Raw genomic sequence first — 24,492 nt, 5'->3', positions numbered from 1 at the left:
GTGATGTATTATGAAAATTACTGGGGTAATAGTTTTGCTAAATTTACTATTCTTCTTAATAATCTTTTGTAATCAAGGATATTCAAGTTCATATAAGGGAAGTTTTAGTTATATTGATCCTCATAAAGCAGTAGAAGAAATGGATCCTGGATGGAATCTTGGAAATTCTCTGGATGCCATACCTGATGAAACTTCTTGGGGAAATCCTAAAACTGAAGGATACATCTTTGATGATATTAAGAAAACAGGATTTAAAAGTGTGAGAATTCCTGTTACATGGGTTGATCATATGGGGCCTGCTCCTGATTATAATGTGGATGAGGCTTGGATGAACAGGGTAGAAGAGGTTGTGAATATGGCTCTTGAAAGGGATCTTTTTGTAATAATAAATGTTCATCATGATTCTTGGAGATGGTTAAGTAAGGAAATGAAGCAGGATAAGGAAGAAACAATGAGAAAATTAGAGAAATTGTGGGAGCAGATAGCTAAAAGATTTAAGGATTATTCAGAGAAACTGATTTTTGAGATAATAAATGAACCTACTTATGAGGGGTTCTCCGAAGAAGAGGCTGGAAAAATTCAAAATGAAGTAAATGAAAGAATTCTAAAACTTATAAGAAATTCAGGAGGATTTAATGATAAAAGATTATTAGTAATACCTCCACTCTTGACAGATACATATAAGGCTGAGAAATACCTAATACCTCCAAAGGATGAAAATATAATCATTGGTATCCATTATTATTCGCCATGGGATTTTGTGGCTAATTGGTGGGGAAGGAAAACATGGGGAAGCAATAAAGATAAAGCACAGATGGATAATGATATTCGTATTGTTAGAGAAAAATTTCCAAATCATGCTTTTATAATTGGTGAGTTTGGAGTATCTAATGGGAATAAACCAGCAGAGTGGTATTTTATTGATAACCTTATAAGAACAGCTAAAAAATATAAGATGGCAACCTTTTATTGGGATAATGGTTTTGATAATTATGATAGGAGAAATAGGATGTGGAGGGATGAAGTACTTGTGAAAATCATTATTAATGCTTCAATGGGGAATCCTAATGCCTTTTTAAATCCTGGGATACTTTATTTAAAAGAGAAACAAGAGATTAAAGATATAGTAATCTCTTTAGAATTGAATGAGAATAAATTGGAAGGTATATATTTAGGGGAAAGGAAATTAGATTTAAATAAAGATTATATTTTGCTTAAGAATGATCAAGTTTTACTGAAATCCAGTTTAATAAAAACAATAATTAAACCTGGTGTATATGGAAGAAATGGAATTCTCATGTTTAAATTCACAAAAGGAGTAGACTATCCTTTAGAGATTATTCAATACAAAGACCCAGTTTTATTAGATAAACCATTTAATATTATTAGTGGAGTGCCAATGGATGCAAAATTTCTTATTAATTTTAATGGTACAAAATTATGTGCGATAAAGATTTTTGATGCCAAAACTGGTAGACCTATTAGAGATTCATGGACTCCTTATCTTAGAGGTTGGGATGACTTTAATGTTGTTGAATCACAAGTGGTTATAAGAAAGCAAGTTTTTGAAAATCTTCAGAGTGGAACAAATCTAAAAATAATTTTTGAATTTTTCCCAGAAGGTGTGATATTGGATACTACTGTACCAGTATTATGAGAGCAAATTTTTGCTATTTCAGGTCAATATAATGTTAGTTATTATTTTCAAAATGATGTACTATGTAAACAAACACGATGGAAACTATTTACAAAAGAAAGGGGGTATACGGAAAGAATTAAAACTTTTTAAACTTAAATATCTTTTAATTTAAATTTATTAAAGGGGAGGTTAAAGAATGAGTAAAAAATCTCTGTTTATTTTGTTCTTTATAGTTTTCTTTTCTTTTGTGACTTTTGTCCCGGGCTTTGGGCAAAGAGTATATACAGTAAAAGTTGGGAATTATACATTGAATATTGATACACAAAAGTATAGAGGTAAAACTATTTATGTTTGGCAACATTGGCCTGAGGTGGAAAAAAGTGACATCCCTGGTGTAAGATCTCCTAAACAATCAAGGGAAGAGTTTGAAAAAATAACTGGAGCAAAGGTGAAAATTGTATATGTAACATGGGAAACCAAGGTGGAAAAACAAACTGCTGCTATTTTGTCTGGATCTGGAGCCGATATTGTATACATAGATAGTAGACAGAAACCTACTTGGATGATGAAGAAGATGCTTCTTCCTCTTGATAGGTATATTAATTTTAAGGATAAAAATCTTTGGAACGCTGTAGGTTTTAGGAAAAATATTTTAGATTATTTCACATGGAGAGGACAAATTTATGCAGTAACAAATATATATAATGATAATGTATTTCCATATATTCTTTACTATAATAAAGAGAAATTTGAGATGGCAGGGTTACCAGATCCATTAGAGTTGTATAAGCAGGGTAAATGGACATGGGATACCTTCTTTGAATTAGGGAAGCAACTTACACAAGATACCAATGGTGATGGAAAAATAGATCAGTATGCCTATGCAAGTTGGAGAACTTATCATCCTTTCTTATGGACTAACGATGTTTTACCTATAAAGTATATAGGTGGTAGGCCTGTATTTAATTTAGATGATCCTAAGGCATATAGAGCATTCCAAGCCTTGTATGATATGGATGCAAAATATAAGATGAGACCTGCTGACTGGTGGACAGATCCACAAGGAAGATTTCAAAAAGGGATAACCTGTATGGATTATTGGGGTCCATGGGATTTAACTAATATGAGGAATGCCCTTGGTAAGAAGCTTGGAATAGTTCCATTCCCAAAGGGGCCTGATAGTAAGAAGAAAAGTGCTGATGAAGGTGATGATGCAGCATGGGCTATTGCTTCTTCTTCTAAGGATCCAGAACTTGCAGCATTATACTTAATATGGATGCTAATGCCAACAGACAAAGAGAAGGAATTAATAGTAAAAGATCAAATAGAGAGAGTTGGTGGAAAAGAGATTTATGACTTACTTATAGACGCATCTACAAGAACAGTTATTAATCCTGCTGCCGGTATTCCTGGATTCAATGAGCTTATGGATCAGATTGACCCAGCAAATCCTGCCAAGTCTATAAAATCATTAAAACCTAAGTTTGAAGCAACAATTAATGCAATTCTTGAAGGTTTGAAATAATCTAAAGAGAGGGGCTTCTGGCTATACTCCCAGGAGCCCCCTGATTTTTTTGTATCTTATATAATTATCCTCAAAAATCTTTGAAGATGTTGGTGATATAATATCAAAGGGAGAATCCTTAAAATTTTTTGTATTTTCCACATTTGAATTTTCAGCAATAAGAAGTGCTAAACCTTTTGAGGTAGATTCCTTTTCTTTTGAAATATATATAGGTTTGTTTAATATATTTGCTTTTAATTTAATGATTTTTTTAAATCTACTCATACCTCCACTTAAATAGATTCTCTCTATTGGTATTTCCAAATTTTCAATGTTTTCTAATATATATCTACTTTCATAAAAAACTCCTTCCCATACTGCCTTGATAAGGTCTTTTATCTGAGTATTTAAATCTATCCCATAAAAAATTGCCTTAATGTTTTCCTTATATTTTCTTGAATCTTTACCTAACAAGAATGGAAAAAATAGGACATTAGTTGGAGTGTATTCTTCAATGATTAATTTCCATTTCATATTATCTTTTAACCATTTTAATATTCCTCCCGAAAAGTGTATTCCTGCTATTAAATAATAGAAGTTTTTTATGCATCCCACCGAGAACCCTAATTCTCTTACTGCTTCTTTTAGTAAAGGTTTTTCAGTGTGTAGTATAAAGGCCTCAGCTGTTCCCCAGGAATCAAATATTGAGTTTTGAAGATTATAAATAAGGCTTCCTATGGGATGATCATGCCCGCCTAATATAATGGGAAATGTATTTAATGAGAATTTATTTTTAATAAAGATATCAATTTCACCAATTATAGATCCTGTAGGTTTAATATCAGGTAATTTTTCAGGTGATATGTTACATAATCCTAAAATTTCTTCAGACCAAGTTTTTTTATTTATGTCAAAGAGAAGCATTCTGCTAGCAAGAGAATAATCTGTAACTAATTTTTTACTTAAATAAAAGTTAATAAAGTCCACAGCATTTATCCATTTGTATGCTTTCATCCAAATATCTTTTTCCTTTTTTTGAAGCCATAAAATCTTTGCCAATGAATATTTATGATGAACTTTAAGTCCAGTGATATAAAATACATCTTTTTTGCCAATACTTTCGAGGATTTTTATTTCTTCTTTTCCCTTATCATTTAACCATGAAAAGATTGGAGTTAATGGATTTCCATATTTATCTATAAGTAAACCTGCTTCGCCCATTCCTCCAACAGCTATACCCTGTATATCCTTTTTGTATTTTCTTTCTAAATTAGAGAAGAAATCATTGAGGTGATGGATGATCTTTAAGGGATCAATTGTATAGTCAGATGAGATTGGAGTAGGAAAAATTGTCTTTTTTTCTATTTTTCCTTTATGGTTCCACAAAATTATTTTTAAATTTGTGGTTCCAAGATCTATTGTAATATACATTTAACTCTTTTATGTTATAATACAAAAACTTATGAGATTCAATGGTGAATCAAGGATGAAAATTTTTGTGACAGGACAGCCTGGAGTTGGAAAGACTACTTTACTTAAGAGGGTTGATGCCTTTTGTAGGGAAAGGAATATAAGTACTTGTGGTTTTGTTACGGAAGAGGTTAGAGATGGAAAATTTAGAATTGGATTTGATATGATTTTACTGAAAACAAATGAGAGAGTCAATTTTGCATCTGTATATAATGTTACTCTTTATAGGTTTGGGAAATACTTTGTAGATATAGATTGTTTTGAGAAAATAATAGAGGATATATTTAGTCAAAAAGGAGATATATTTATTATAGATGAAATAGGGAAAATGGAGTTTTTATCTCGTAAATTTAGAGATAAGATTTTTGAAATCTTAAATAGTGATCAAAATATAATTGCATCTTTACATAGGGACTTTATAACTGCATTTAAGAAATATGGTAAAACATATTATCTTACTCCTGAAACTAGAGATCTGGTTTTTAAGGAAATAAAAGAAGAAATTATATCTACCTTTTTATAATGTCTCTTTAAACCATTTTAAGGTACTGTCTATGACTTTTCTTTCCCATTCAATGGAGTTAAAAGTATGATCTGCCCCTTCTATTATTTCTAGTTTGGCTTTATGAGTTTTCTTAATTCCTTCGTAATAATCATAGGCATGTTGTACTGGTACTACAGGATCACTACTTCCATGAATAATTAATACAGGCAATATTCTTTTTTTTAATTCTTCTAATGGTTTTATTCCTACTATTTCAGCTAAAAATTTTTTACCTACAGAATTTCCTCCAAGATCGATAAAATCCCCGTAATCTTTAATTTTTTGCATTTCTTCTGGGGATCTGTTAAAGAATATATCAAAATGACATACAGCGGACCACAAAACACAGGATTTTACAATAGAACTTCTTCCAGAAGCGATACTGGCCACTGCTCCACCCATAGATAGACCTAATATACCTATTCTTTCCTTGTCTACTAAATTATTTTGTCTAAGAAAATCAAGAGCTATGAGAGCATCTGAGACTTCACCTTCCACAGTCATATCTTTGAAAGAACCCTCACTGTCTCCAGAACCACGAAAATCAATTCTCAATACACCAATTCCCTCTTTTGAAAGAGCTTCTGCTGTATTTACAAAAATTCTATGAGGTTCTACTTTTGTACCTGTAAAACCATGACAAAAGAGCACAAAAGGAGCAGGTGTTTTTTCGGGTATATGAAGGACTCCAAAAATTTTTTGTCCGAAATTCTCTAATACTATCGGCTCTCTTTTTTCTTTCATTTTAACCTCCTTTTCACAAATTATAAATTAGTATATCATAACATTTAATATGGAGAGTTTATTATTAAAAGAGAAAGATTTAGGATTTTTTCCAGATTGGGAAAGTATATTTGGAAAGAGAGCTCCTCTCTACTTGGAAATTGGAATGGGGAATGGGGAGTTTTCTATATGGCTTGCTCAAAATAATCCACATATTAACGTTATTGGTATAGATGTATCCAAAGAAATTCTTAAAAAAGCTGAAAGGAAAGTAAATAAAGCCAATTTAGAAAATCTGAGAATTGTAAGAATAGAAGGAGCTAAAGCTCTCTGCAAACTATTTAACTCCCAATCTTTAAAGGCTGTCTATATGAATTTTCCTGATCCTTGGCCAAAAAAATCCCATAAAGAAAGAAGAATTATAAACGATGCTTTTATTTATCTCTTAGGAGATAGGTTAGAAATAGAAGGGCATTTTATTATGGCGACAGATAGTTTAGATTATGCTAATTATACTGTAGATATTTTTGAAAAAATAGGAATTTTTAAACCTTTATGGGAAAAAAGCATAATAAGCGATTTTCCTGAATATTATAAAACGAAATATGCAAGAAAATGGATATCTATTGGGCTTCCCATCTATTATATAGGCTATAAAAAATTGGAAACAATAGAGATGCCGTTATGGATTAAGGATTTTTATCCTCTTTTGAAGTTAAAGAAGGAGGAGATTATTATGCCTTATATAATTATGGAATTAAAAAAAGATCTTAAAATAGAAGAAGTTATAAACATTCTTCCTAAAGGTATATATGAAAAGGATAACAAGATAATTAATTATATAAGTTTCTATTCAAGGAAAAATGAAATATTGATTGATACTGTCGTAGTAGAAGGTTCCCTAAAACAAAGGTTTTTTATCTCTCTTTATCTTAATGACCATAAATTAAAGATATCAATACATGAAGCAACAGATCCAGATCCTACTTATGGTGTACATGAGTCAATAGCTATTATTTTTTCTTGTTTGTATAAGAGATTTAATGAACTGAAAATCTTACAAAATACATGTAAAAAAGAGATTGTTGAGGAATTTATAAATCATTAGTTTTAATTGACACTTAGTCTTTTATTTTTTATAATACATTGGTCCTTTAATTTAGCCCAGTGAGGCTAAAAAGGGAGGAAAATTGAAAAAAAATATTAAAAATAAATGATTATAAAGCGGACATATCCATAATAAAAATGTGGGTATGTCCGTTTTTTTATCTCATATAAAAGAAAGGGGGTTCAAACATATATGTATTTTCAGGAAAAGGCACGAATAATGGATAAGGAAGCTATACAGCGAGCTCTTAAAAGAATCGCTCATGAAATTGTAGAAAGGAATAAAGGCGTAGATAACGTAGTACTTATCGGAATAAGAAGAAGAGGTGTACCATTAGCTAAAAGGTTACAAAAATTTCTTGCTGAGATAGAGAGAAAAGAAGTTCCTGTTGGTAGTTTAGATATTACCTTATATAGAGATGATCTGAATTTAAGATTGGATCAACCAAAGGTGGGTAAAACGGAAATTAATTTTTCCATTGAAGGTAAAGATGTGATTTTAGTGGATGATGTACTTTACACAGGAAGGACGGTAAGATCTGCTTTAGATGCTCTTATGGATATAGGTAGACCAAGAACAGTACAACTTTCTGTTTTAGTTGATAGAGGTCATAGAGAACTTCCTATTAGAGCTGATTATGTTGGAAAAAACGTACCTACCTCTCGAAAAGAACAAATTGAGGTTAGATTGGAAGAGATAGATGGGGTAGATGAAGTTGTAATTGGAGAATGGAAGGAGGAATAATAATGTGGGATAGAAAAGATTTAATAGGTATTGAAGAACTTAAAAAGGAGGAGATTGAACTAATTATTGAAACAGCAAAGTCTATGAAAGATATATTGAATAGAAGGATTAAAAAAGTACCAACTTTGAGAGGAAGAACCATATGTACTCTTTTTTATGAACCAAGTACAAGAACTCGTTCCTCTTTTGAACTTGCTGCAAAATATTTAAGTGCTGATACTATAAGTATTGCAACATCTACAAGTAGTATACAGAAAGGTGAAACTCTTCTTGATACTGTTAAGACTATAGAGGCTATGGGGGTAGAATTATTTGTTATTAGACATAGTTCTTCTGGGGTACCCCTTTTTATTGCTAAAAACATAAAGTCAAAAGTTATAAATGCAGGTGATGGAATGCATGAACATCCCACCCAGGCTCTCTTGGATGTTTTTACCGTTTATGAAAAAAAGAATAGAGTTGATGGATTAAAGATAGCTATAGTTGGGGATATATTCCATAGTAGAGTTGCAAGATCTAATATATATGCTTGGAGTAAGCTGGGAAGCTCTGTTATAGTATGTGGCCCTCCTACTTTAATTCCTAAGGATATTCATTATTTAAATGCTAAAGTCACATATAATTTAGATGAGGCTATTGAAGATGCCGATATTGTATATATTTTAAGACTTCAGTTAGAAAGGCAAAAGAAAGGGCTTTTCCCAAGCTTAAGGGAATATCATGCTTTATTTGGAGTTACAGAAGAGCGTTTAAAAAAGGCTAAAAAAGATGTTTTAATTATGCATCCTGGTCCTATGAATAGGGGTGTAGAGATATCTTCAGAAGTTGCTGATAGTACGTTATCTTTGATTAATGAACAGGTAACGAATGGTGTAGCTGTAAGAATGGCGCTTCTTTACCTTATGTTGGGAGGTAGATCAGATGAAAATATTAATTAAGAATGCTATTTTGTTACATACAGATAAAAATAAAGAGGAGATTGGAGATCTATACATAGAAGACGGTTATATTAGAGGTATTGGAAAAGAGTTAAATTTGGGCCAAAATGTGGAAATTGTGGATGGTAAGAATAAAGTTGTTGTGCCTACTTTAATAGATATGCATGTACATTTTAGAGAACCAGGTTATGAATGGAAAGAAACACTGGAGACAGGTTCAATGGCAGCTGTAGCTGGTGGATTTACTGCTGTGGCTTGTATGCCTAATACAAATCCCCCTATAGATAACAGAATGATTGTGAGGTATATATATGAAAAATCTAATATTATAGGTTTAGCAAGAATATATCCAATTGGAACTATAACTAAAGGGAGAGAAGGTATAGAGATTTCAGAGATAGGAGATATGTTTTTAGCAGGTGCTAAAGCTTTTTCAGATGATGGAAAATGTGTATTGAATAGTGAAGTATTAAGATGTGCTTTAGAATATGCAAAGGCCTTTGATGTTCCTATCATAGAACATGCGGAAGATACTAACTTAACCTCCGAAGGCAGTATGAATTGGGGAAAAACTGCTATAGTCCTTGGATTAAAAGGGATGCCATGGGTAGCAGAGGCTAGTATAGTAGCAAGAGATATTTTTCTTGCATCATTGACAGAGGGAAAATTACATTTGGCCCACATATCTTGTTGGCAAAGTGTTGAAATGATCAGATGGGGAAAGGAAAAAGGTATAAATGTAACATGTGAGGTTACTCCTCATCATTTAGTTCTTACCGAGGATTATGTTAAAGAAAGTGGATATGATACAAATACTAAAATGAATCCTCCTTTAAGAACAGAGAAAGATCAGGAAGTGCTTTGGGAAGCATTAGAGTCAGATATTATAGATGTTATTGCTACAGATCATGCCCCACATCATATAGATGAGAAAATGATAGAGTACAATTTGGCAGAGTTTGGAATCAGTGGTATTGAAACAGCTATTCCTCTTATGGTTACCTATGGATTTCATCAAAGAAAAATTCCATTATTAAAAATCTTTAAGAAGATGTCATATAATCCAGCAAAAATTCTTAATCTACCATTTATTCCTTTAGAAGAAGGAGTGCCAGCTAATCTTACAATAATTGATATAGAAGCAGAGAAAGAAGTTGATAAAGATAAGTTTTTTTCTAAAGGCAAGAATACTCCTTTTCATGGATGGAGATTGAAAGGATGGCCTATTATGACCTTTGTAGAGGGAAGGTTAGTATATAGGGAAGGGAAGATATTTAGATGAAAGAGATAGTAGGAGAAATAGTAGAAAATGAGAAAGTAGCGGAAAGGATTTATCTTTTGAAAGTAAGACTTCCAAAAGATACCTTTGAAATTTTACCTGGCCAATTTGCAATGTTGCAAGTTGAGGAAAGTTATGATCCTTTTTTAAGAAGACCTATGAGTTTTTATAATGTGGAAGATAATTTTATATATTTTCTTTATCAGAAAATAGGAAGAGGAACAGAGATTTTATCAAAAAAGAAGATTGGTGAAAAAATTTCTATGCTTTTACCTCTTGGAAATTCTTTTCCTTCTTTAAATCAAGGAGAGAAGGTTCTTATTGTTGGAGGAGGGGTAGGCATAGCACCATTGAATTTTCTTGTTAATTTTTTTAAGGAAAATGTGATTTTCTATTCCTACATTGGTTTTTCTTCGTATGTGGAAGAGAAAATTTATAGAGATATCCAAAAATATAGCTATAATTTTGTGATTTCTACCGAGGATGGAAGTGTAGGTAATAAAGGAAAGATATTAGAATTTTTACCCTCCTTATTAGAATTTGACAAGATAATTGCTTGTGGTCCCTATCCAATGCTCGAAAGTTTATATCATTTAGTAGATCAAAAGGATAAGCTTTATATTTCTTTTGAAGAAAGAATGGGATGTGGAGTAGGAATATGTTTATCTTGTTTTTTGAAAGGAAGAAGTCGCAATTTTCATGTATGTAGGGATGGACCTATCATTGTAGGATCGGAGGTTGAATTCGGTGGATAATTTAAAAATTAAAGTTGGTAGCATAATTTTTAAGAATCCAATTCTACTTGCATCAGGTACATGTGGTTTTGGAAGAGAAATAGCAAAGTTTTATGATGTAAATATTTTAGGTGGTATTGTAACAAAAAGTATTACATTAAAACCAAGAGAAGGAAATCCTACACCGAGGATATGGGAATGTTATGCCGGAATATTAAATTCTATAGGACTTGAAAATCCTGGATTAGAAAAATTTATCGAAGAAGAAATGCCCTACTTAGAAAGATTGGATACTCATGTAATCATAAGTATAGCAGGGGAAAGGGAACAAGAATATTATCAGATTGCTAAAGAACTTAGAGATTATAATTTCTCAGTTTTGGAATTAAATCTTTCTTGCCCTAATGTAGATGGTGGTGGTATGCTCTTCGGAATTGATATAGATATGGTAAAGGTTATAACAAAAAAGGTTGTGGAGATAATTAACAAGCCTGTTTGGGTTAAATTAACCCCTCAGGCTCCAAATATTTTGGATATAGTAAGGGTAGTAAAAGACTCAGGTGGCGAAGCTGTTGTAGCTTTTAATACTTTCTTAGGGCTTGCGATAGATACAAAAAAAAGAAGTCCTGTTTTTAAACGTGTTTTTGCTGGATATTCTGGACCTGCTGTTAAACCATTGGTTTTGAGGCATATTTGGGAAATCTACGAGTTAAAATTGCTTCCTATAGTAGGATGTGGAGGAATAGTAAATTTCTCGGATGTTTTAGAGTATCTTTTTTCAGGAGCTTCTTTGGTTGAGATAGGGAGTGCTAATTTTAGAGACCCATGGATTGGGAGTAAGCTGGTTAAAGAGGCTAAAGATTATTTTAAGTATGAGAGAATTCAGGATGTTATAGGAATAGCTCATCATTTTAATAGGGAGGTTGATTAAATGATTAAGAAATTTGATCCTATTATTGTAGCTCTTGATTTTCCTGAAGAGAAAAAAGCCTTAGAAATAGCTGAAAATTTGGTACCACATGTAAGAAATTTTAAGGTTGGGCTTGAACTTTTTTCCGTAGCGGGTCCTCATGTGGTAAAGGCCTTGAAAGAGATGGGTACTAATGTTTTTATTGATTTAAAGTTATTTGATATTCCTAACACGGTCGTAAGAACTATTGAAAGACTTCTTACATTGGATCCTTTTATGATAACTCTTCATATTCTTGGTGGAGAAAATATGTTAAAAGAATCAGTTAAAGTTGTATCTCAATTTAAGGAGAGTAATAAAACACAATATCCTTATCTTCTTGGTGTAACTGTATTAACCAGTTTCAATGAAGAAACCCTTAGGAGAAGTTGGGGAATATCCAGATCTTTACCAGAACAGGTATTATTTTTAGCTCAACTTGCACAAGAGACAGGTCTTGATGGCGTTATAGCTTCCCCTTGGGAGATAGAATTACTTAGGAAAAACTTTAGGCGTCCTATGCTTATTGTTACACCAGGAATAAGGCTTACAAAGGAGAAAACTGATGATCAGCAAAGAATAATGACTCCAAGAGAAGCAATAGAGAAAGGAGCTGATTATTTGGTTATTGGACGTCCTATTACTCAGAGTCCTAATCCTTATGAGGTTTTACAAAATATAAGATCCCAGATTGAAGACATCCTTGAGAGCAAGATTTAGCAAAGGGACAGGAGGAACATTTTATACTCTCTGATAAAGATTCCTTTTTTATATAACCAAGATCTTTAAGCTGAAGAAGGATCAATTCCCATTCTTCATCAGATAAATGAAGATCCTTCTTCAGCTTGTCAATATTTATAATTCTTTTGTCTTTAATGTATTCGAGCACTTTTTCTATCATAAAATGCTTGATAAGAATACTAATATATGATGGAGAATAAAAGTGAAGATATAGGCATAGATAAAAGAGTAAAAAACAGCAAATACTGTCCATTTTATGGAATTTGTTTCTTTATAGATTGTAGCAGCTGTGGCTGCACATGGTATATATAAGAGTTGAAATACTACAAAACTATAAGCTGTTATGGGATTTAATTCTCTTAACAATATATTACCAAGTTCATTTCCACTTTGACCATAGATAGCACTTAAAGTGGAAAGTGAAGCTTCTTTAGCTACAAATCCTGAAAGAAGGGCTGTAGTAAGTTGCCAATTGAAACCTAAGGGATAGACTAAAGGTAAAAATAATTTGCCTATTTGAGAGAATAATGAGTTCTCTATATTTCCAGAGGGAATGTTGGTAAGAATCCAAGTTAGTCCTGAAAGTAAAGCCATAACAGTTCCTGCTCTTATGAAAAAAGATTTTAGTTTATCCCATATATATAAAAATACTATTTTAGGGCTTGGAATTTTATATATTGGTAGTTCCATAAGAAGAGGATTCATGGAAGTTTTAAGTACCTTTTTCCTTAGTAATTTGCCACTTATATATATGGAAGTGAAACTAATAATATAAAGCGTTAATAGAAGTAAAAAGGCATATTGGGGAAAGAATATTCCAAGGAAGAATGAGGCAACTAATATTCTTGGTACACAAGGGATAAAGGAATCAATAATTATTAAAAGTATCCGGTCTTTTTCATCTTCAAGGGTTCTTGTGGCCATTACTCCAGGTACATTACAACCAAAGCTTATCACTAATGGAAGGAAAGATTTACCATGAAGTCCTAAACTATGCATTATTCTATCAGTTATGAAAGCAAGTCTTGCAAGATAGCCTGTATCTTCTAAAAGAGCTAAAAACAAGAAGAATATAGTAATTAAAGGGGTAAAAGAAAGAATAGTTGCAATACCTTGCCAAATGCCTTTAGTTATCAAGTTTCTTAGAAATTCTGGTAAAAAAGTCAAAAGGATTGATATCTTTTCTCCTATAATGTCAAGTAGATTTTCCAAAGGAATAGATATTATATTATTTATGGAGAAAGTAAGATAGAAAATTGTTACTACTATAAAAAGGGCTATAACAAATCCCCAAATGGGATGAGTAACATATTCATCTATTTTATCAGTCCAGAGAATTGCTTGTTTTTTGGGTTTTTCTATAACTTCCTTTAACATTTCTTTAATCCATTCATATCTTGCAGTTGCAACTCTTATAGGGTTATCTTCTCTTTCTTCTATGATTTTTTGAATTTTTTCCCAATCTTTTAAATTCTTTTTACATAAATCTATCATAATTGGATCATTTTCTAATAATTTTACTGCTACCCATCTTTTTGGGTATTCTTGAATTTTGTCAGGTAACAGATCTTCTATTCTTTTGATAGTCTCTTCTAATTTTGAATATTTTACTTTTGTAGGTTGAATATTATCTTTCTCATAAATCTCAATAACCTTTTCTATAAGTTCATTTAAGCCTTTACCCTTACTTGCTACCATGGGAATCACAGGTAGTCCTAACTTTTCTTCAAACTTTTTTACATCTAATTTATATTTTTTGCTTTCTAAAATATCCATCATATTAAGAGCAATAATTACATTATTGTGTAATTCTAAAATTTGAGACAACAAATATAAATTCCTTTCCAAAAGGGAAGCATCTAAAACCAGTACTAAGATATCAGGCTTTTCTTCTACTATAAATTCCCTTGCTATAAGTTCTTCTAGGGATTGAGCAGTAAGACTATAAGTTCCTGGAAGATCTACCACCTCTATTAGATAATCTTCTTTTTCTATATATCCGATCTTTTTCTCTACTGTTTTCCCTGGCCAGTTACCTGTATGTTGATTTAATCCTGTAAGTTGATTAAATACAGTACTTTTTCCTACATTGGGATTACCAGTTAAACCTACTTTAATTTTCTTTTTCATGGTTCTCTACCTCTACAAGAATACTTTCTGCTAAACCTCTACCTAAAGCTAAATTAGTATCCTTGACTTTTACTATCACAGGTCCTAGAGATTTTTGAAAAAGAACAATTTCTTCTCCTGGGATTACTCCCAATTCTGCAAGTCTTAAAATTTTTCCTTTGCCACCTATAATACTAACTACTTTTCCTTTTTCTCCCTTTTCTAATTCTATAAGTTTTTTGATCATAATTCCCTCCTTTGTTTCTTTTGGCACTCTTCACATACTCCTAATGCTTGAATCTTTATTGATGTAACTATAAAATTATCATCTTCTGTTTTTATTATCTTAGATATCTCCGAGGGATTTGTTAATTCCTTTTCCTCTACTTTCCCACATGATACACATTGGAAATGTATATGAGGATTTAAATTACTTTCATAATGAATATGTCTTTCTTCAAAGCTTATAGGCCTTATATATCCTAAACGCTCTAAAAGTTTACAACTCCTATAGACAGAGGTGAAAGATATTTTTTTATTTTGGTTTTTTAATTCTTCATAAATTTCATAAATAGAAAAATGTCCTTTTTTGTTTTGTTCAAAAAACTCAAGGACCATAAGTCTTGGTTTGCTCAATCTTATGCCTTTATTTTTCAAATTTTCTTTAAAATTCATTTGAAGTCTCTCCTTATGCTAACAGCTTAGTTCTAGTAAAAATTGTATTCTAAATGAAAAATTTTTGCAAGTGAGATGTGTATTAACGTATTTTTAATAGATTTTTTAAAATTTGATTGATATAATTCCCATAGTAAACAAATTTAGTTTGGGGGTGATATTTTTGGACAATATTCTCCAAGTAGAGAATCTTAGAAAGGTTTATGGTAAGTTAGAAGCCCTTAAAGGTATTAGTTTTGAGGTTAAAAAGGGTGAGATTTTTGCTTTGATAGGACCAAATGGTGCTGGTAAAACAACTACTCTAAGAATAATCGCAACTCTTCTTACTCCATCAGATGGAAAAGTCACATTTATGGGTAAAGATTTAAGAAAAAATCCTGATTTTGTAAGGGAAAATATTAGTTATCTACCAGAGGAGGCGGGAGCTTACAAGAATATGAAAGGTATTGATTATTTAAAATTTATGGCAACTTTTTATGCTAAGGATCAAAGAGAATTAGAAGAATTTTTAAATAGAGCAAAAGAAATAAGTGGACTTGGAGATAGATTAAATGATAAAGTTGGAACATACAGTAAAGGAATGACTAGAAAACTTTTGCTTGCAAGAGCTCTCATGACGAAGCCTACTCTAGCGATCTTGGATGAGCCTACATCTGGTTTAGATGTTATTAATGCTTTAGAAATAAGAGAGATTATAAGAGAATATGTTAAAGAAGGGACATCTGTTTTGCTTTCTTCTCATAATATGTTGGAGATAGAGTTTCTTTCTGATAGAGTTGCTCTTATTGACAAGGGAAAAATATTAGAGATAGGTGGATCAGAAGAGTTGAAGGAAAAATACAATGCTAAAAATTTAGAGGAAGTATTTAGGAGGGTGGTACAATGAATAAATTTTTAAATCTTTTGAGAAAGGAAATAAAGGAACTTGTAACTTTTCAATTAATAATATCTCTTATATTTACAATATTACTTTTTAATTTTATGGGTAGTATTACAAAAAGTGAAATTAAGAAGGCTGTTGAGACAAGAAACATTTATGTATTGGATCTTGATAAATCAGAAATATCAAGGGAACTTTTGAGTAATCTTTCTTTGGCAAATTTCAAGGTTAAGTTATTAAATGAAGTTCTTTCAAAGGAAGATAAAGATTTAGCTTTTGATTTTGCAAGAAGAGAAAAAATAAATTTTTTTATTTTGATTCCTGAGAATTTTGGATCATTAGTGTCCAGATTTAAACCAGTAGAGATTGAGATATATTCTTTCATAAGGAGTTTCTCATTGGGCAGTAATGTGGGATCTGCCGTTTTGGATCAGGTTATTAACGCAATGAATAGGTATATGTCTGACCAATTTATTAGAGCTAAATTTCCAGGGATAGATCCTGATAATTTGAAAAACCCTATAAAGAAAAAAGAGTTTGTTATTGTTAAAGACAGGATTGCAGAAGGTACTACATCAGAAGTTCTTAACTCAGTTTATTCTCAATCAATATTTATTCCTATTATTCTAATGATAGTAATCATGTATACATCCCAGATGGTTCTTTCTGCTATAGCTATGGAGAAGCAGGATAAAACCCTTGAGACTCTCCTTACAGTACCTATAGGTAGAAAACATATAGTGATTGCTAAAATGATGGGAGCTGGTATAGTTGGAATAATTTCATCTTTAATTTATATGTATGGATATAGATCTTTTATGGGTGGAATAAGTGGAAATGTGGATGTAAGTAGTACATCTGATATTATTCAAAAATTAGGTGTGAGCTTTACACCTTACGGTTATACCTTGTTTGGAATTTCATTGTTTTTAGCAATTCTTTGTGGCTTAGCCTTGTCTACCATTTTAGGGGTTTTAGCTGAAGATTTAAAAAGTGCTCAAAGTATGTCTTTACCTTTAGTTTTTTTGGTTATTGTACCTTATTTTGTTTCTCTCTTTTCTGATATCAATAATCTTTCTTTGCCAGTAAGGCTTATTATAATGGCTATACCTTTTAGTCATCCTTTTATTGCATCAAGGGAAATTTTACTTGGAAATTATAATATTGTATTTTTTGGGATATTATATATGGTAGTTGTTTTTATAGCCCTTATAGTAATTGCAGCAAAAATATTTTCTACTGATAGAATTTTAACAATGAAGATAGGATTTCTAAGAAGGAAGTCTTCCTAATTTTATTAGTTTAATTATTGTCCTCAAAGATTTACTTTTATATAATTGGAGATAAAGAAAAATTTGTAAAAGGAGAGAGGGATTTAAAAAATGAAGAGGTATAATCCACAGGAAATAGAACCTAAATGGCAGAGAAAATGGCAAGAGGACAAATTGTATCATGTAACTGAAAGAAAGGATAAACCAAAGTACTATACTTTGGTTATGTTCCCGTATCCATCTGGAGATCTACATATGGGACATATGAGAAATTATACTATTGGTGATGTGGTAGCAAGATACTATACTATGCGTGGTTACAATGTTTTAAATCCTATGGGTTGGGATGCTTTTGGTCAGCCTGCAGAGAATGCAGCTATAAAGCATAAGGTACATCCAAAGGAATGGACTTATAGAAATATAGCAAGGATGAAAGAACAGCTTTTCAAAATGGGTGTGGTTTATGATTGGGATAGGGAGGTTACAGCTTGTGCTCCAGACTATTATAAGTGGACTCAGTGGATCTTTTTAAAACTTTATGAAAGAGGACTTGCATATAGAAAAAAAGCTCCTGCTAACTGGTGCCCTACTTGTAAGACAGTACTTGCTAATGAGGAAGTAATTGATGGTAAATGTTGGAGATGTAAATCAGAGGTTGAGAAGAGAGAATTTGAACAATGGTTCTTTAAAATTACTGCTTATGCTGAAGATTTATTGAATGATTTAGATACTCTGGAGTATTGGCCAGAGAAAGTTAAACTAATGCAAAAGAACTGGATAGGTAAATCTGAAGGACTTGAATTCTACTTTGATATTCAGGATTCTGATGAGAAGATATATGTTTATACTACAAGACCTGACACTATCTATGGAGTAACTTTTGTAGTACTAGCTCCAGAGCATCCATTGGTAGAAAAAATAACTAAAAAGGAATATTTAGATGAAGTGAGAGAATATGTAAAAATTGCTAAAAATAAAAGTGAGTTAGAAAGGATTGTTTCAGAAAAGGATAAAACTGGAGTATTCACAGGAAGTTATGCAATACATCCTCTTAATAAAAAACCTGTACCGATATATGTGGCTGATTATGTACTTGCAACCTACGGAACAGGGGCAATAATGGCTGTACCTGCCCATGACTCCCGAGATTATGAATTTGCAGTAAAATATAATCTTCCAATAATCCCTGTAATTACTCCGGAAATTGGCAAAGAACCTCCGCTTCCCTATGAAGAAGAAGGAATAATGATTAATTCAGAGGAATACAATGGTTTAAAAAGTTCAGAATTTTGGAAAATTATTGTTGAGAAGTTTGAAAATTTAGGGATTGGAAAGAAAAAAGTACAATATAGATTAAGAGATTGGTTAATATCTCGTCAAAGATACTGGGGAGCCCCTATTCCCATTATTTATTGCCCCAATTGTGGAATAGTACCTGTGCCTTACGAGGATTTGCCAGTAGAGCTTCCTGATCTTTCTGATTTTGAGCCCACAGGAACGGGTGAAAGTCCTTTAGCGAAAGTTCCTGAATTTGTAAATACAAAGTGTCCAAAATGTGGAAGTCATGCAAAGAGGGAAACCGATACTCTTGCCACATTTGTTGATTCTTCATGGTATTATTTTCGTTATACTGACCCACTCAATGATAAAGAGCCATTCTCAAGAGAAAAGGCAGAGTATTGGATGCCTGTTGATCAATATACAGGTGGTATAGAACATGCTGTATTACATTTACTTTATTCTCGATTTATAACGAAGGTTCTTTATGATGCAGGATATAGCCCAGTAAAAGAACCATTTAAGAGACTTTTTACTCAAGGAATGGTTTATAAAGATGGACAGATAATGTCTAAATCCTTAGGGAATATTGTTTCTGTAGATTATATGGTGGAGAATTATGGTGCTGATACAGCCCGTTTATTTATATTGTTTGTTGCTCCTCCTGAAGTGGATATTGAGTGGAGCGATGAAGGAGTAGAAGGAGCAAATAGGTTCTTGAATAGGTTTTGGAGATTAGTTTTAGAAAGTGCAAATGAACAAAAAATTGATGATGAGGAAGAAAAGCTTGTAAGAAGAAAGTTACATAAGACTATTAAGAAGGTTACGGAGGATATAGAGAATTTTAAATTTAATACTGCTATTGCATCTATTATGGAATTAACTAATCTTCTCACAGAGCACAAGAGGGTTTATGGAAGGACTCCTGCCTTTGAAGAAGCAGTAAGGACTTCATTGTTACTTCTTTCACCCTTTGTTCCCCATATCACTGAAGAGCTGTGGAAAGAGTTAGGAAATGAATATAGTATTCATATGCAACCCTGGCCTTCTTATGATCCAGAGTTAATAAAGGAGGAAATTGTAACCGTAGTTATTCAAATTAATGGAAAGGTAAGAGACCGAATAGATGTAAGTGCTGATGCAACTCAAGAAGAAGTTATGAATTTAGCATTACAAAGAGAAAATGTTAAAAAGTATTTGGATAATAAAGAGATTAAGAAAGTAGTTTATATTCCTGGTAAAATATTAAGTTTCAATATTTAGTTTTAAAAACATTTTAACAATTTTTGTAAAAAGTAAATGGTATAATGAAGAGGATGAAATAAAGAAAAATTTAACGATTTAGGAGGTGTTTTTATGGCTGTTAAAGTAGGTATTAATGGTTTTGGGAGAATTGGGAGACAAGTACTTAAAGCACTTTTAGAAAGGTATCCTGATAAGGTTGAAGTGGTGGCTGTTAATGATATTACTGATACAAAAACTTTAGCTCATCTATTTAAATATGATTCCAACTATGGAACCTATAAGGGTGATGTAAAATATACAGATAAGTCCATAATTATAGATGGAAAAGAGATAAGGGTTTTTGCTGAAAAGGATCCAGCAAATCTTCCTTGGAAAGATTTAGGAGTTGATGTGGTTATAGAATCAACAGGACTTTTTACTGATGCTGATAAGGCAAAAGTACATATTACCTCTGGTGGAGCAAAGAAAGTAATTATCTCTGCCCCTGCAAAAGGCGAAGATATAACAATAGTTATGGGTGTTAATGAGGAAAAATATGATCCTTCAAAGCATCATATTATTTCTAATGCTTCTTGTACCACCAACAGTTTAGCTCCAGTTGCAAAAGTTTTATTAGATAACTTTGGTATTGAGAAAGGTCTTATGACTACTGTACATTCCTATACAAATGATCAAAGAATTTTAGACCTTCCTCATAAAGATCTTAGGAGAGCAAGAGCTGCAGCATTAAATATTATTCCTACATCTACAGGTGCAGCAAAAGCTATTGGTAGAGTCATCCCTGAACTTGATGGAAAGATGCATGGGGTAGCATTGAGAGTGCCAACTCCAACTGTATCTGTAACTGATTTGGTATGTGTATTACAAAAAGATGTGACAGTAGAAGAAGTGAATGATGCATTTAGAAAGGCAGCGGAAGGAAGGATGAAGGGAATTCTTGGAGTCACTGATGAGGAGCTTGTTTCAATGGATTTCAAAGGAACCACTTATTCTACAGTAGTAGATCTACCATCTACAATTGTAATTGGTAAGAATATGGTAAAGGTTTTTGCTTGGTATGATAATGAGTGGGGTTATGCTTGCAGACTAGCAGACTTAACAGGATATGTAGCAGAGAGGCTATAAAATTTAAGAATCAAGAAGATAATATAAAGAGGGGAGAATCTTTCTCCCCTCTTTTTTAATATCTCAAGAAAGCACCTATGTTATTTATCTTTTTTGCAAGTTCTTTATTTTCAATATATTTTAATTCTGCCCCTTCTATAATTGCATCTTCTACAATTTCATCTACTATATCTGATCTTTTGATCATCTTTATATTACAATAAGGACAAGTTTCTAAATAAGTACTTCTAAAATAACATGATGGGCATTCATATCCTTCTTGTTCATAATTTTCTTCTACTAATATTTTCTGTACTCTCTTCTGATATACCTCGTGGGCAACATTTTCTAATCCCATGACTGCTTCCTTTCCTTTTGCATTGGCCACAATTAGACTTTCTACTAAGTCTTTAGCCTCTTTTTCTTCATAGTCCTTAATAAGTCCATGTGTCTTCTCAAGAATATCCTTTATTGGAGAGTCCAATTCTAAAGATATTTCTCCAATTATTGAATTATGGAGCCTTTTAGGAAGAAGTTCTAGAAATTCAGAGATATTTTTAGGAGAAGTACTTCCTATTATTATCTTTTCATTTGTATTTATTATTTTGTCTAAAAACTCAGCTACTTCTTTAAAATACCATATAACATGTGTTTCATGCCATCTTTGCCAATCAGATGCTTCCCATCCTCCTTGTTTATGTTTTTTTGGTATTTCTTCTCTTATCTCTCCTTCCTCATGAATTTCTCCCAAAAAATATTTGAAAACTCTGGCATCTCCTTTTGACAAAATTACTAAATAATAAGGTCTATTGGCAACTATAAGATGGGATAGGGGTTTTGTATAGGGGTCTTTATCTACTACTAATTTATTCTTAAGGGGAGGATAAAGAGGTATATAATATTCCCAATCTTTGGCACTACAGCTCATTAATATAATGGTATTGGCAGAACCAAAAGAGCCCTGATCTAAGATAGTCTCTATTTTTTCTAAATCTGAAAATACTGACTTTTTGATCTCTACCTCTAAATTTTGATTATTTAGATTATCTAAAACTGATTTTTTTAAATCTTTCCATATTATCTTATATTCCCCCTTGGGGTTTATCAAGGGGGATACATTTATGTAAAGAGTTGTTATCAAATACGGATAAAAATTAAGATTACCCAGTTCTTTCAGGATCTCTTTGCTCAGCATATTCCTTCACCCCCAAAAGAGCAAGATTTAAGACCTCATCAGCATGTTCCACAAAGTAAAAAGTTAGCTCATTTTTAACTTCTTCTGGTATTTCTTCCAAGTCTTTTTGATTTTCCTTAGGCATTATTACTGCTGTAAGACCTGCCCTGTGAGCTGCAAGAACCTTTTCTCGTATTCCACCTACCGGAAGAACTTTGCCACGCAAAGTGATTTCTCCTGTCATTCCAATATCTTTTTTGACAGGTCTCTTGGTAAGAGCTGAAGCTATAGCTGTTGCTATTGTTACACCCGCTGATGGGCCATCCTTAGGAATAGCACCTGATGGTACATGTACATGGATATCTGATTTTTCAAGAATTTCGTAACTTACATTTAGATCTTTTAACTTTGATCTCACATAAGAAAGGGCTGTTTTTGCTGACTCCTGCATTACTTCTCCAAGTTTACCAGTAAGTATAAGATTTCCTTTCCCTTCAACTACTAAAGCTTCAACAAAAAGAATATCACCACCTGCTTCTGTCCATGCAAGACCAGTAGCTACTCCTACCTCATCCTTTTCTCCTTTCATACCAAAGGTATATTTCTCTGGACCTAAGTATTTAGGTATATCTTCCTTATCAACAATTACCTTATCAGTAATACTTCCTTCTGCAATACCTTTTGCAATCTTTCTAATAATAGAAGCAATTTCTCTTTCTAAATTTCTTACCCCTGCCTCTCGTGTATATTCTCTTATAATTTTTTTTATGGCTTCATCAGTAAATTCAATTTGGTAATTTTCTAACCCATGTTCCTTTAATTGTCTTGGAATTAAGAAACCTTTTGCTATTCCAAGTTTTTGGTATTCTGTATATCCAGGAATTTCTAGTACTTCCATTCTATCAAGTAAAGCTGGAGGTATAGTGTATAGTACGTTTGCCGTTGCTATAAACATAACCTTAGAAAGGTCAAAAGGTACTCCTAAGTAATTGTCTACAAAAGAGTTATTTTGTTCTGGGTCAAGAACCTCTAATAATGCTGCTGCTGGATCACCTCTAAAATCTGCCCCTAATTTGTCTATCTCATCAAGCATAAATATAGGGTTATTAGACTCAGCCTTTCTCATTCCTTGAATAATTCTTCCCGGCAATGCTCCTACATAGGTTCTTCTGTGTCCTCTTATTTCAGCTTCATCCCTTATACCACCCAATGATATTCTTACAAACTTTCTTCCAAGAGCTCTTGCTATGGATTTTCCAAGGGATGTCTTACCAACACCTGGGGGTCCTACAAAACATAATATTGGACCTTTCATGTCACTTTTTAACTTCCTAACAGCTAAGTATTCTAAGATTCTTTCTTTAACCTTCTCTAAGTCATAATGGTCTTCGTTTAAAATTTCTTCAGCTCTTTTTATATCAAGGTTATCTTCTGTAGACTTTGCCCATGGCAAGCTAATTAGCCAATCTAAATAGGTCCTTGTAACAGTATATTCGGCAGAGCCGGGTGGCATTAAAGCAAGTCTTTCTAACTCTCTTTCTGCTTCTTTCATTGCTTCGGGAGGGAGTTTTGCTTCTTGAAGTTTTTGTCTTAATTCATTTATTTCCATCTCTCTAGGATCAATCTCACCAAGCTCTTTTTGTATTGCTTTCATTTGTTGTCTTAAGAAATATTCTTTTTGGCTTTTTTCTATTTCATTTTTGACTTCGTTTTGGATTTTATTTGCAATCTCAAGGATCTCTAACTCCCTTGTAAGATAATAGGTTACTTTTTGTAATCTTTCCTTTATATCAATAGTTTCTAATATTTCTTGCTTCTCGTTAATATTTAGATTAGTATTAAAGGCTATAAAATCTGCTAATTTACCTGGTTCCTGTATATTCATTGCATTAATTATTAGTTCTTCTGGAAATTGTGGTATTAAAGACGCCATCTTTTGGAATAGATTTAAAAGATTTCTCATTAATCCTTCTATTTCAACAGTTTTTTCTACCTTTTCTTCTATTACCTCTACCTTAGCTTTAAAATATGGTTCTGTCTGTGTAAATTCTATTATTCTTATTCTTTGTAATCCCTGTACAAATAGTCTAAGAGTATTGTCAGGAAATCTTAAGCTTCTTACTATTATTCCTACAGTACCAATCCTATGAATATCATCCGGTGTTGGTTCTTCCACAGGAGTTTTCTGCATGCACATTCCAATTATTTTATTACCAGCAAGGGCATCTTCTACTAATTTAATGCTCTTTTCTCTTCCCACAACAAGTGGAATAAGCATTTGAGGATATACTACTGTTTCTCTTAGTGGAAGAATTGGTAGTTCTTCTGGGATATCTGGCATTTGGTTCATTTCTTTTTCTTCCATTTTTACATCCCTCCTTTC

At 32.3% G+C, this 24,492-nt stretch carries 21 protein-coding genes; 14 read left to right on the top strand and 7 right to left on the bottom strand.

Annotated features, from left to right (window positions below):
- The first annotated feature begins 10 nt into the window (after nucleotides 1-10).
- Together ACY3JM_RS08345 and ACY3JM_RS08340 are read left to right on the top strand one after the other, a co-directional pair.
- The gene (locus tag ACY3JM_RS08345) at nucleotides 11-1,657 is read left to right on the top strand and encodes a glycoside hydrolase family 5 protein (RefSeq protein ID WP_463111263.1); all 1,647 of its coding nucleotides are present in this window, start codon (nucleotides 11-13) and stop codon (nucleotides 1,655-1,657) included.
- 178 nt (nucleotides 1,658-1,835) lie between these two features.
- Nucleotides 1,836-3,164, top strand: coding sequence for an extracellular solute-binding protein (locus tag ACY3JM_RS08340; protein WP_463083466.1), 1,329 nt, complete (start codon nucleotides 1,836-1,838; stop codon nucleotides 3,162-3,164).
- A 21-nt stretch (nucleotides 3,165-3,185) separates the two neighbouring features.
- Here the strand turns inward: ACY3JM_RS08340 and ACY3JM_RS08335 are convergent, their stop codons facing one another.
- The gene (locus ACY3JM_RS08335; protein ID WP_463083467.1) at nucleotides 3,186-4,574 is read right to left on the bottom strand and encodes an FGGY-family carbohydrate kinase; all 1,389 of its coding nucleotides are present in this window, start codon (nucleotides 4,572-4,574) and stop codon (nucleotides 3,186-3,188) included.
- Nucleotides 4,575-4,605: 31 nt separating this feature from the next.
- On the opposite strand from ACY3JM_RS08335, the gene ACY3JM_RS08330 reads away from it, so the two are divergent.
- Nucleotides 4,606-5,136: an NTPase gene (locus tag ACY3JM_RS08330; protein WP_463111262.1), complete on the top strand. Its 531-nt coding sequence runs from the start codon at nucleotides 4,606-4,608 to the stop codon at nucleotides 5,134-5,136.
- Here the strand turns inward: ACY3JM_RS08330 and ACY3JM_RS08325 are convergent.
- Nucleotides 5,131-5,901: an alpha/beta hydrolase family protein gene (locus ACY3JM_RS08325; RefSeq protein ID WP_463083469.1), complete on the bottom strand. Its 771-nt coding sequence runs from the start codon at nucleotides 5,899-5,901 to the stop codon at nucleotides 5,131-5,133. The two genes, ACY3JM_RS08330 and ACY3JM_RS08325, sit on opposite strands and share 6 nt — an antisense overlap.
- 49 nt (nucleotides 5,902-5,950) lie before the next feature.
- Here ACY3JM_RS08325 and trmB point away from each other — a divergent pair, with 49 nt between their 5' ends.
- The 7 genes from trmB (at nucleotide 5,951) to pyrF (ending at nucleotide 12,352) form a co-directional block, all read left to right on the top strand.
- A complete protein-coding gene (gene trmB, locus ACY3JM_RS08320) occupies nucleotides 5,951-6,988 on the top strand; it encodes a tRNA (guanosine(46)-N7)-methyltransferase TrmB (RefSeq protein ID WP_463111261.1) in 1,038 nt (345 codons plus the stop codon).
- Between the two features lie 192 nt (nucleotides 6,989-7,180).
- On the top strand, nucleotides 7,181-7,732 hold the full coding sequence (gene pyrR / locus ACY3JM_RS08315) for a bifunctional pyr operon transcriptional regulator/uracil phosphoribosyltransferase PyrR (RefSeq protein WP_463083471.1): 552 nt from the start codon (nucleotides 7,181-7,183) through the stop codon (nucleotides 7,730-7,732).
- Nucleotides 7,733-7,734: 2 nt separating this feature from the next.
- Nucleotides 7,735-8,670, top strand: coding sequence for an aspartate carbamoyltransferase catalytic subunit (locus ACY3JM_RS08310; RefSeq protein ID WP_463083472.1), 936 nt, complete (start codon nucleotides 7,735-7,737; stop codon nucleotides 8,668-8,670).
- Nucleotides 8,654-9,952, top strand: a complete 1,299-nt coding sequence (locus tag ACY3JM_RS08305) for a dihydroorotase (protein ID WP_463111260.1) — start codon at nucleotides 8,654-8,656, stop codon at nucleotides 9,950-9,952. Before ACY3JM_RS08310 ends, ACY3JM_RS08305 begins: the two co-directional genes overlap by 17 nt.
- Nucleotides 9,949-10,704, top strand: a complete 756-nt coding sequence (locus ACY3JM_RS08300) for a dihydroorotate dehydrogenase electron transfer subunit (protein ID WP_463083474.1) — start codon at nucleotides 9,949-9,951, stop codon at nucleotides 10,702-10,704. Before ACY3JM_RS08305 ends, ACY3JM_RS08300 begins: the two co-directional genes overlap by 4 nt.
- Nucleotides 10,697-11,614 (top strand): dihydroorotate dehydrogenase, encoded by a 918-nt coding sequence (locus ACY3JM_RS08295; RefSeq protein WP_463083475.1) that lies wholly within the window; start codon nucleotides 10,697-10,699, stop codon nucleotides 11,612-11,614. Before ACY3JM_RS08300 ends, ACY3JM_RS08295 begins: the two co-directional genes overlap by 8 nt.
- A 3-nt stretch (nucleotides 11,615-11,617) precedes the next feature.
- Nucleotides 11,618-12,352 (top strand): orotidine-5'-phosphate decarboxylase, encoded by a 735-nt coding sequence (gene pyrF / locus ACY3JM_RS08290; RefSeq protein WP_463083621.1) that lies wholly within the window; start codon nucleotides 11,618-11,620, stop codon nucleotides 12,350-12,352.
- 177 nt (nucleotides 12,353-12,529) lie between these two features.
- Here the strand turns inward: pyrF and feoB are convergent, their stop codons facing one another.
- From feoB to ACY3JM_RS08275, 3 genes are read right to left on the bottom strand one after another with little or no spacing between them, the layout of a single operon-like run.
- Nucleotides 12,530-14,503, bottom strand: a complete 1,974-nt coding sequence (gene feoB / locus ACY3JM_RS08285; RefSeq protein WP_463083476.1) for a ferrous iron transport protein B — start codon at nucleotides 14,501-14,503, stop codon at nucleotides 12,530-12,532.
- Nucleotides 14,487-14,729 carry a FeoA family protein gene (locus ACY3JM_RS08280; RefSeq protein ID WP_463083477.1) on the bottom strand — a complete coding sequence of 81 codons (243 nt, stop codon included), beginning with the start codon at nucleotides 14,727-14,729 and terminating at the stop codon, nucleotides 14,487-14,489. Before ACY3JM_RS08280 ends, feoB begins: the two co-directional genes overlap by 17 nt.
- Nucleotides 14,726-15,157, bottom strand: coding sequence for a Fur family transcriptional regulator (locus ACY3JM_RS08275; RefSeq protein WP_463083478.1), 432 nt, complete (start codon nucleotides 15,155-15,157; stop codon nucleotides 14,726-14,728). Before ACY3JM_RS08275 ends, ACY3JM_RS08280 begins: the two co-directional genes overlap by 4 nt.
- A gap of 163 nt (nucleotides 15,158-15,320) precedes the next feature.
- Here ACY3JM_RS08275 and ACY3JM_RS08270 point away from each other — a divergent pair, with 163 nt between their 5' ends.
- The 4 genes from ACY3JM_RS08270 (at nucleotide 15,321) to gap (ending at nucleotide 20,956) form a co-directional block, all read left to right on the top strand.
- The gene (locus ACY3JM_RS08270; protein ID WP_463111259.1) at nucleotides 15,321-16,043 is read left to right on the top strand and encodes an ABC transporter ATP-binding protein; all 723 of its coding nucleotides are present in this window, start codon (nucleotides 15,321-15,323) and stop codon (nucleotides 16,041-16,043) included.
- Nucleotides 16,040-17,329, top strand: coding sequence for an ABC transporter permease (locus tag ACY3JM_RS08265; protein ID WP_463083479.1), 1,290 nt, complete (start codon nucleotides 16,040-16,042; stop codon nucleotides 17,327-17,329). The genes ACY3JM_RS08270 and ACY3JM_RS08265 overlap by 4 nt, the downstream gene beginning before the upstream one ends.
- Before the next feature lie 90 nt (nucleotides 17,330-17,419).
- Complete coding sequence (gene leuS / locus ACY3JM_RS08260; protein ID WP_463111258.1) at nucleotides 17,420-19,849, top strand: leucine--tRNA ligase; 2,430 nt, start codon at nucleotides 17,420-17,422, stop codon at nucleotides 19,847-19,849.
- 93 nt (nucleotides 19,850-19,942) lie between these two features.
- Nucleotides 19,943-20,956 carry a type I glyceraldehyde-3-phosphate dehydrogenase gene (gene gap / locus ACY3JM_RS08255; RefSeq protein ID WP_148806479.1) on the top strand — a complete coding sequence of 338 codons (1,014 nt, stop codon included), beginning with the start codon at nucleotides 19,943-19,945 and terminating at the stop codon, nucleotides 20,954-20,956.
- 55 nt (nucleotides 20,957-21,011) lie between these two features.
- On the opposite strand, the gene ACY3JM_RS08250 is transcribed toward gap, so the two are convergent.
- Both ACY3JM_RS08250 and lon read right to left on the bottom strand, forming a co-directional pair.
- A complete protein-coding gene (locus tag ACY3JM_RS08250; RefSeq protein ID WP_463083481.1) occupies nucleotides 21,012-22,130 on the bottom strand; it encodes a baeRF10 domain-containing protein in 1,119 nt (372 codons plus the stop codon).
- Nucleotides 22,096-24,474: an endopeptidase La gene (lon, locus tag ACY3JM_RS08245; RefSeq protein ID WP_463083482.1), complete on the bottom strand. Its 2,379-nt coding sequence runs from the start codon at nucleotides 24,472-24,474 to the stop codon at nucleotides 22,096-22,098. Before lon ends, ACY3JM_RS08250 begins: the two co-directional genes overlap by 35 nt.
- Between the last annotated feature and the right edge of the window lie 18 nt (nucleotides 24,475-24,492).

The sequence above is a fragment of the Dictyoglomus sp. SSW genome, from assembly GCF_055181335.1.
The sequence above is the reverse complement of the archived record's forward strand: the minus strand, read 5'-3'. Positions and strand labels throughout refer to the sequence as shown.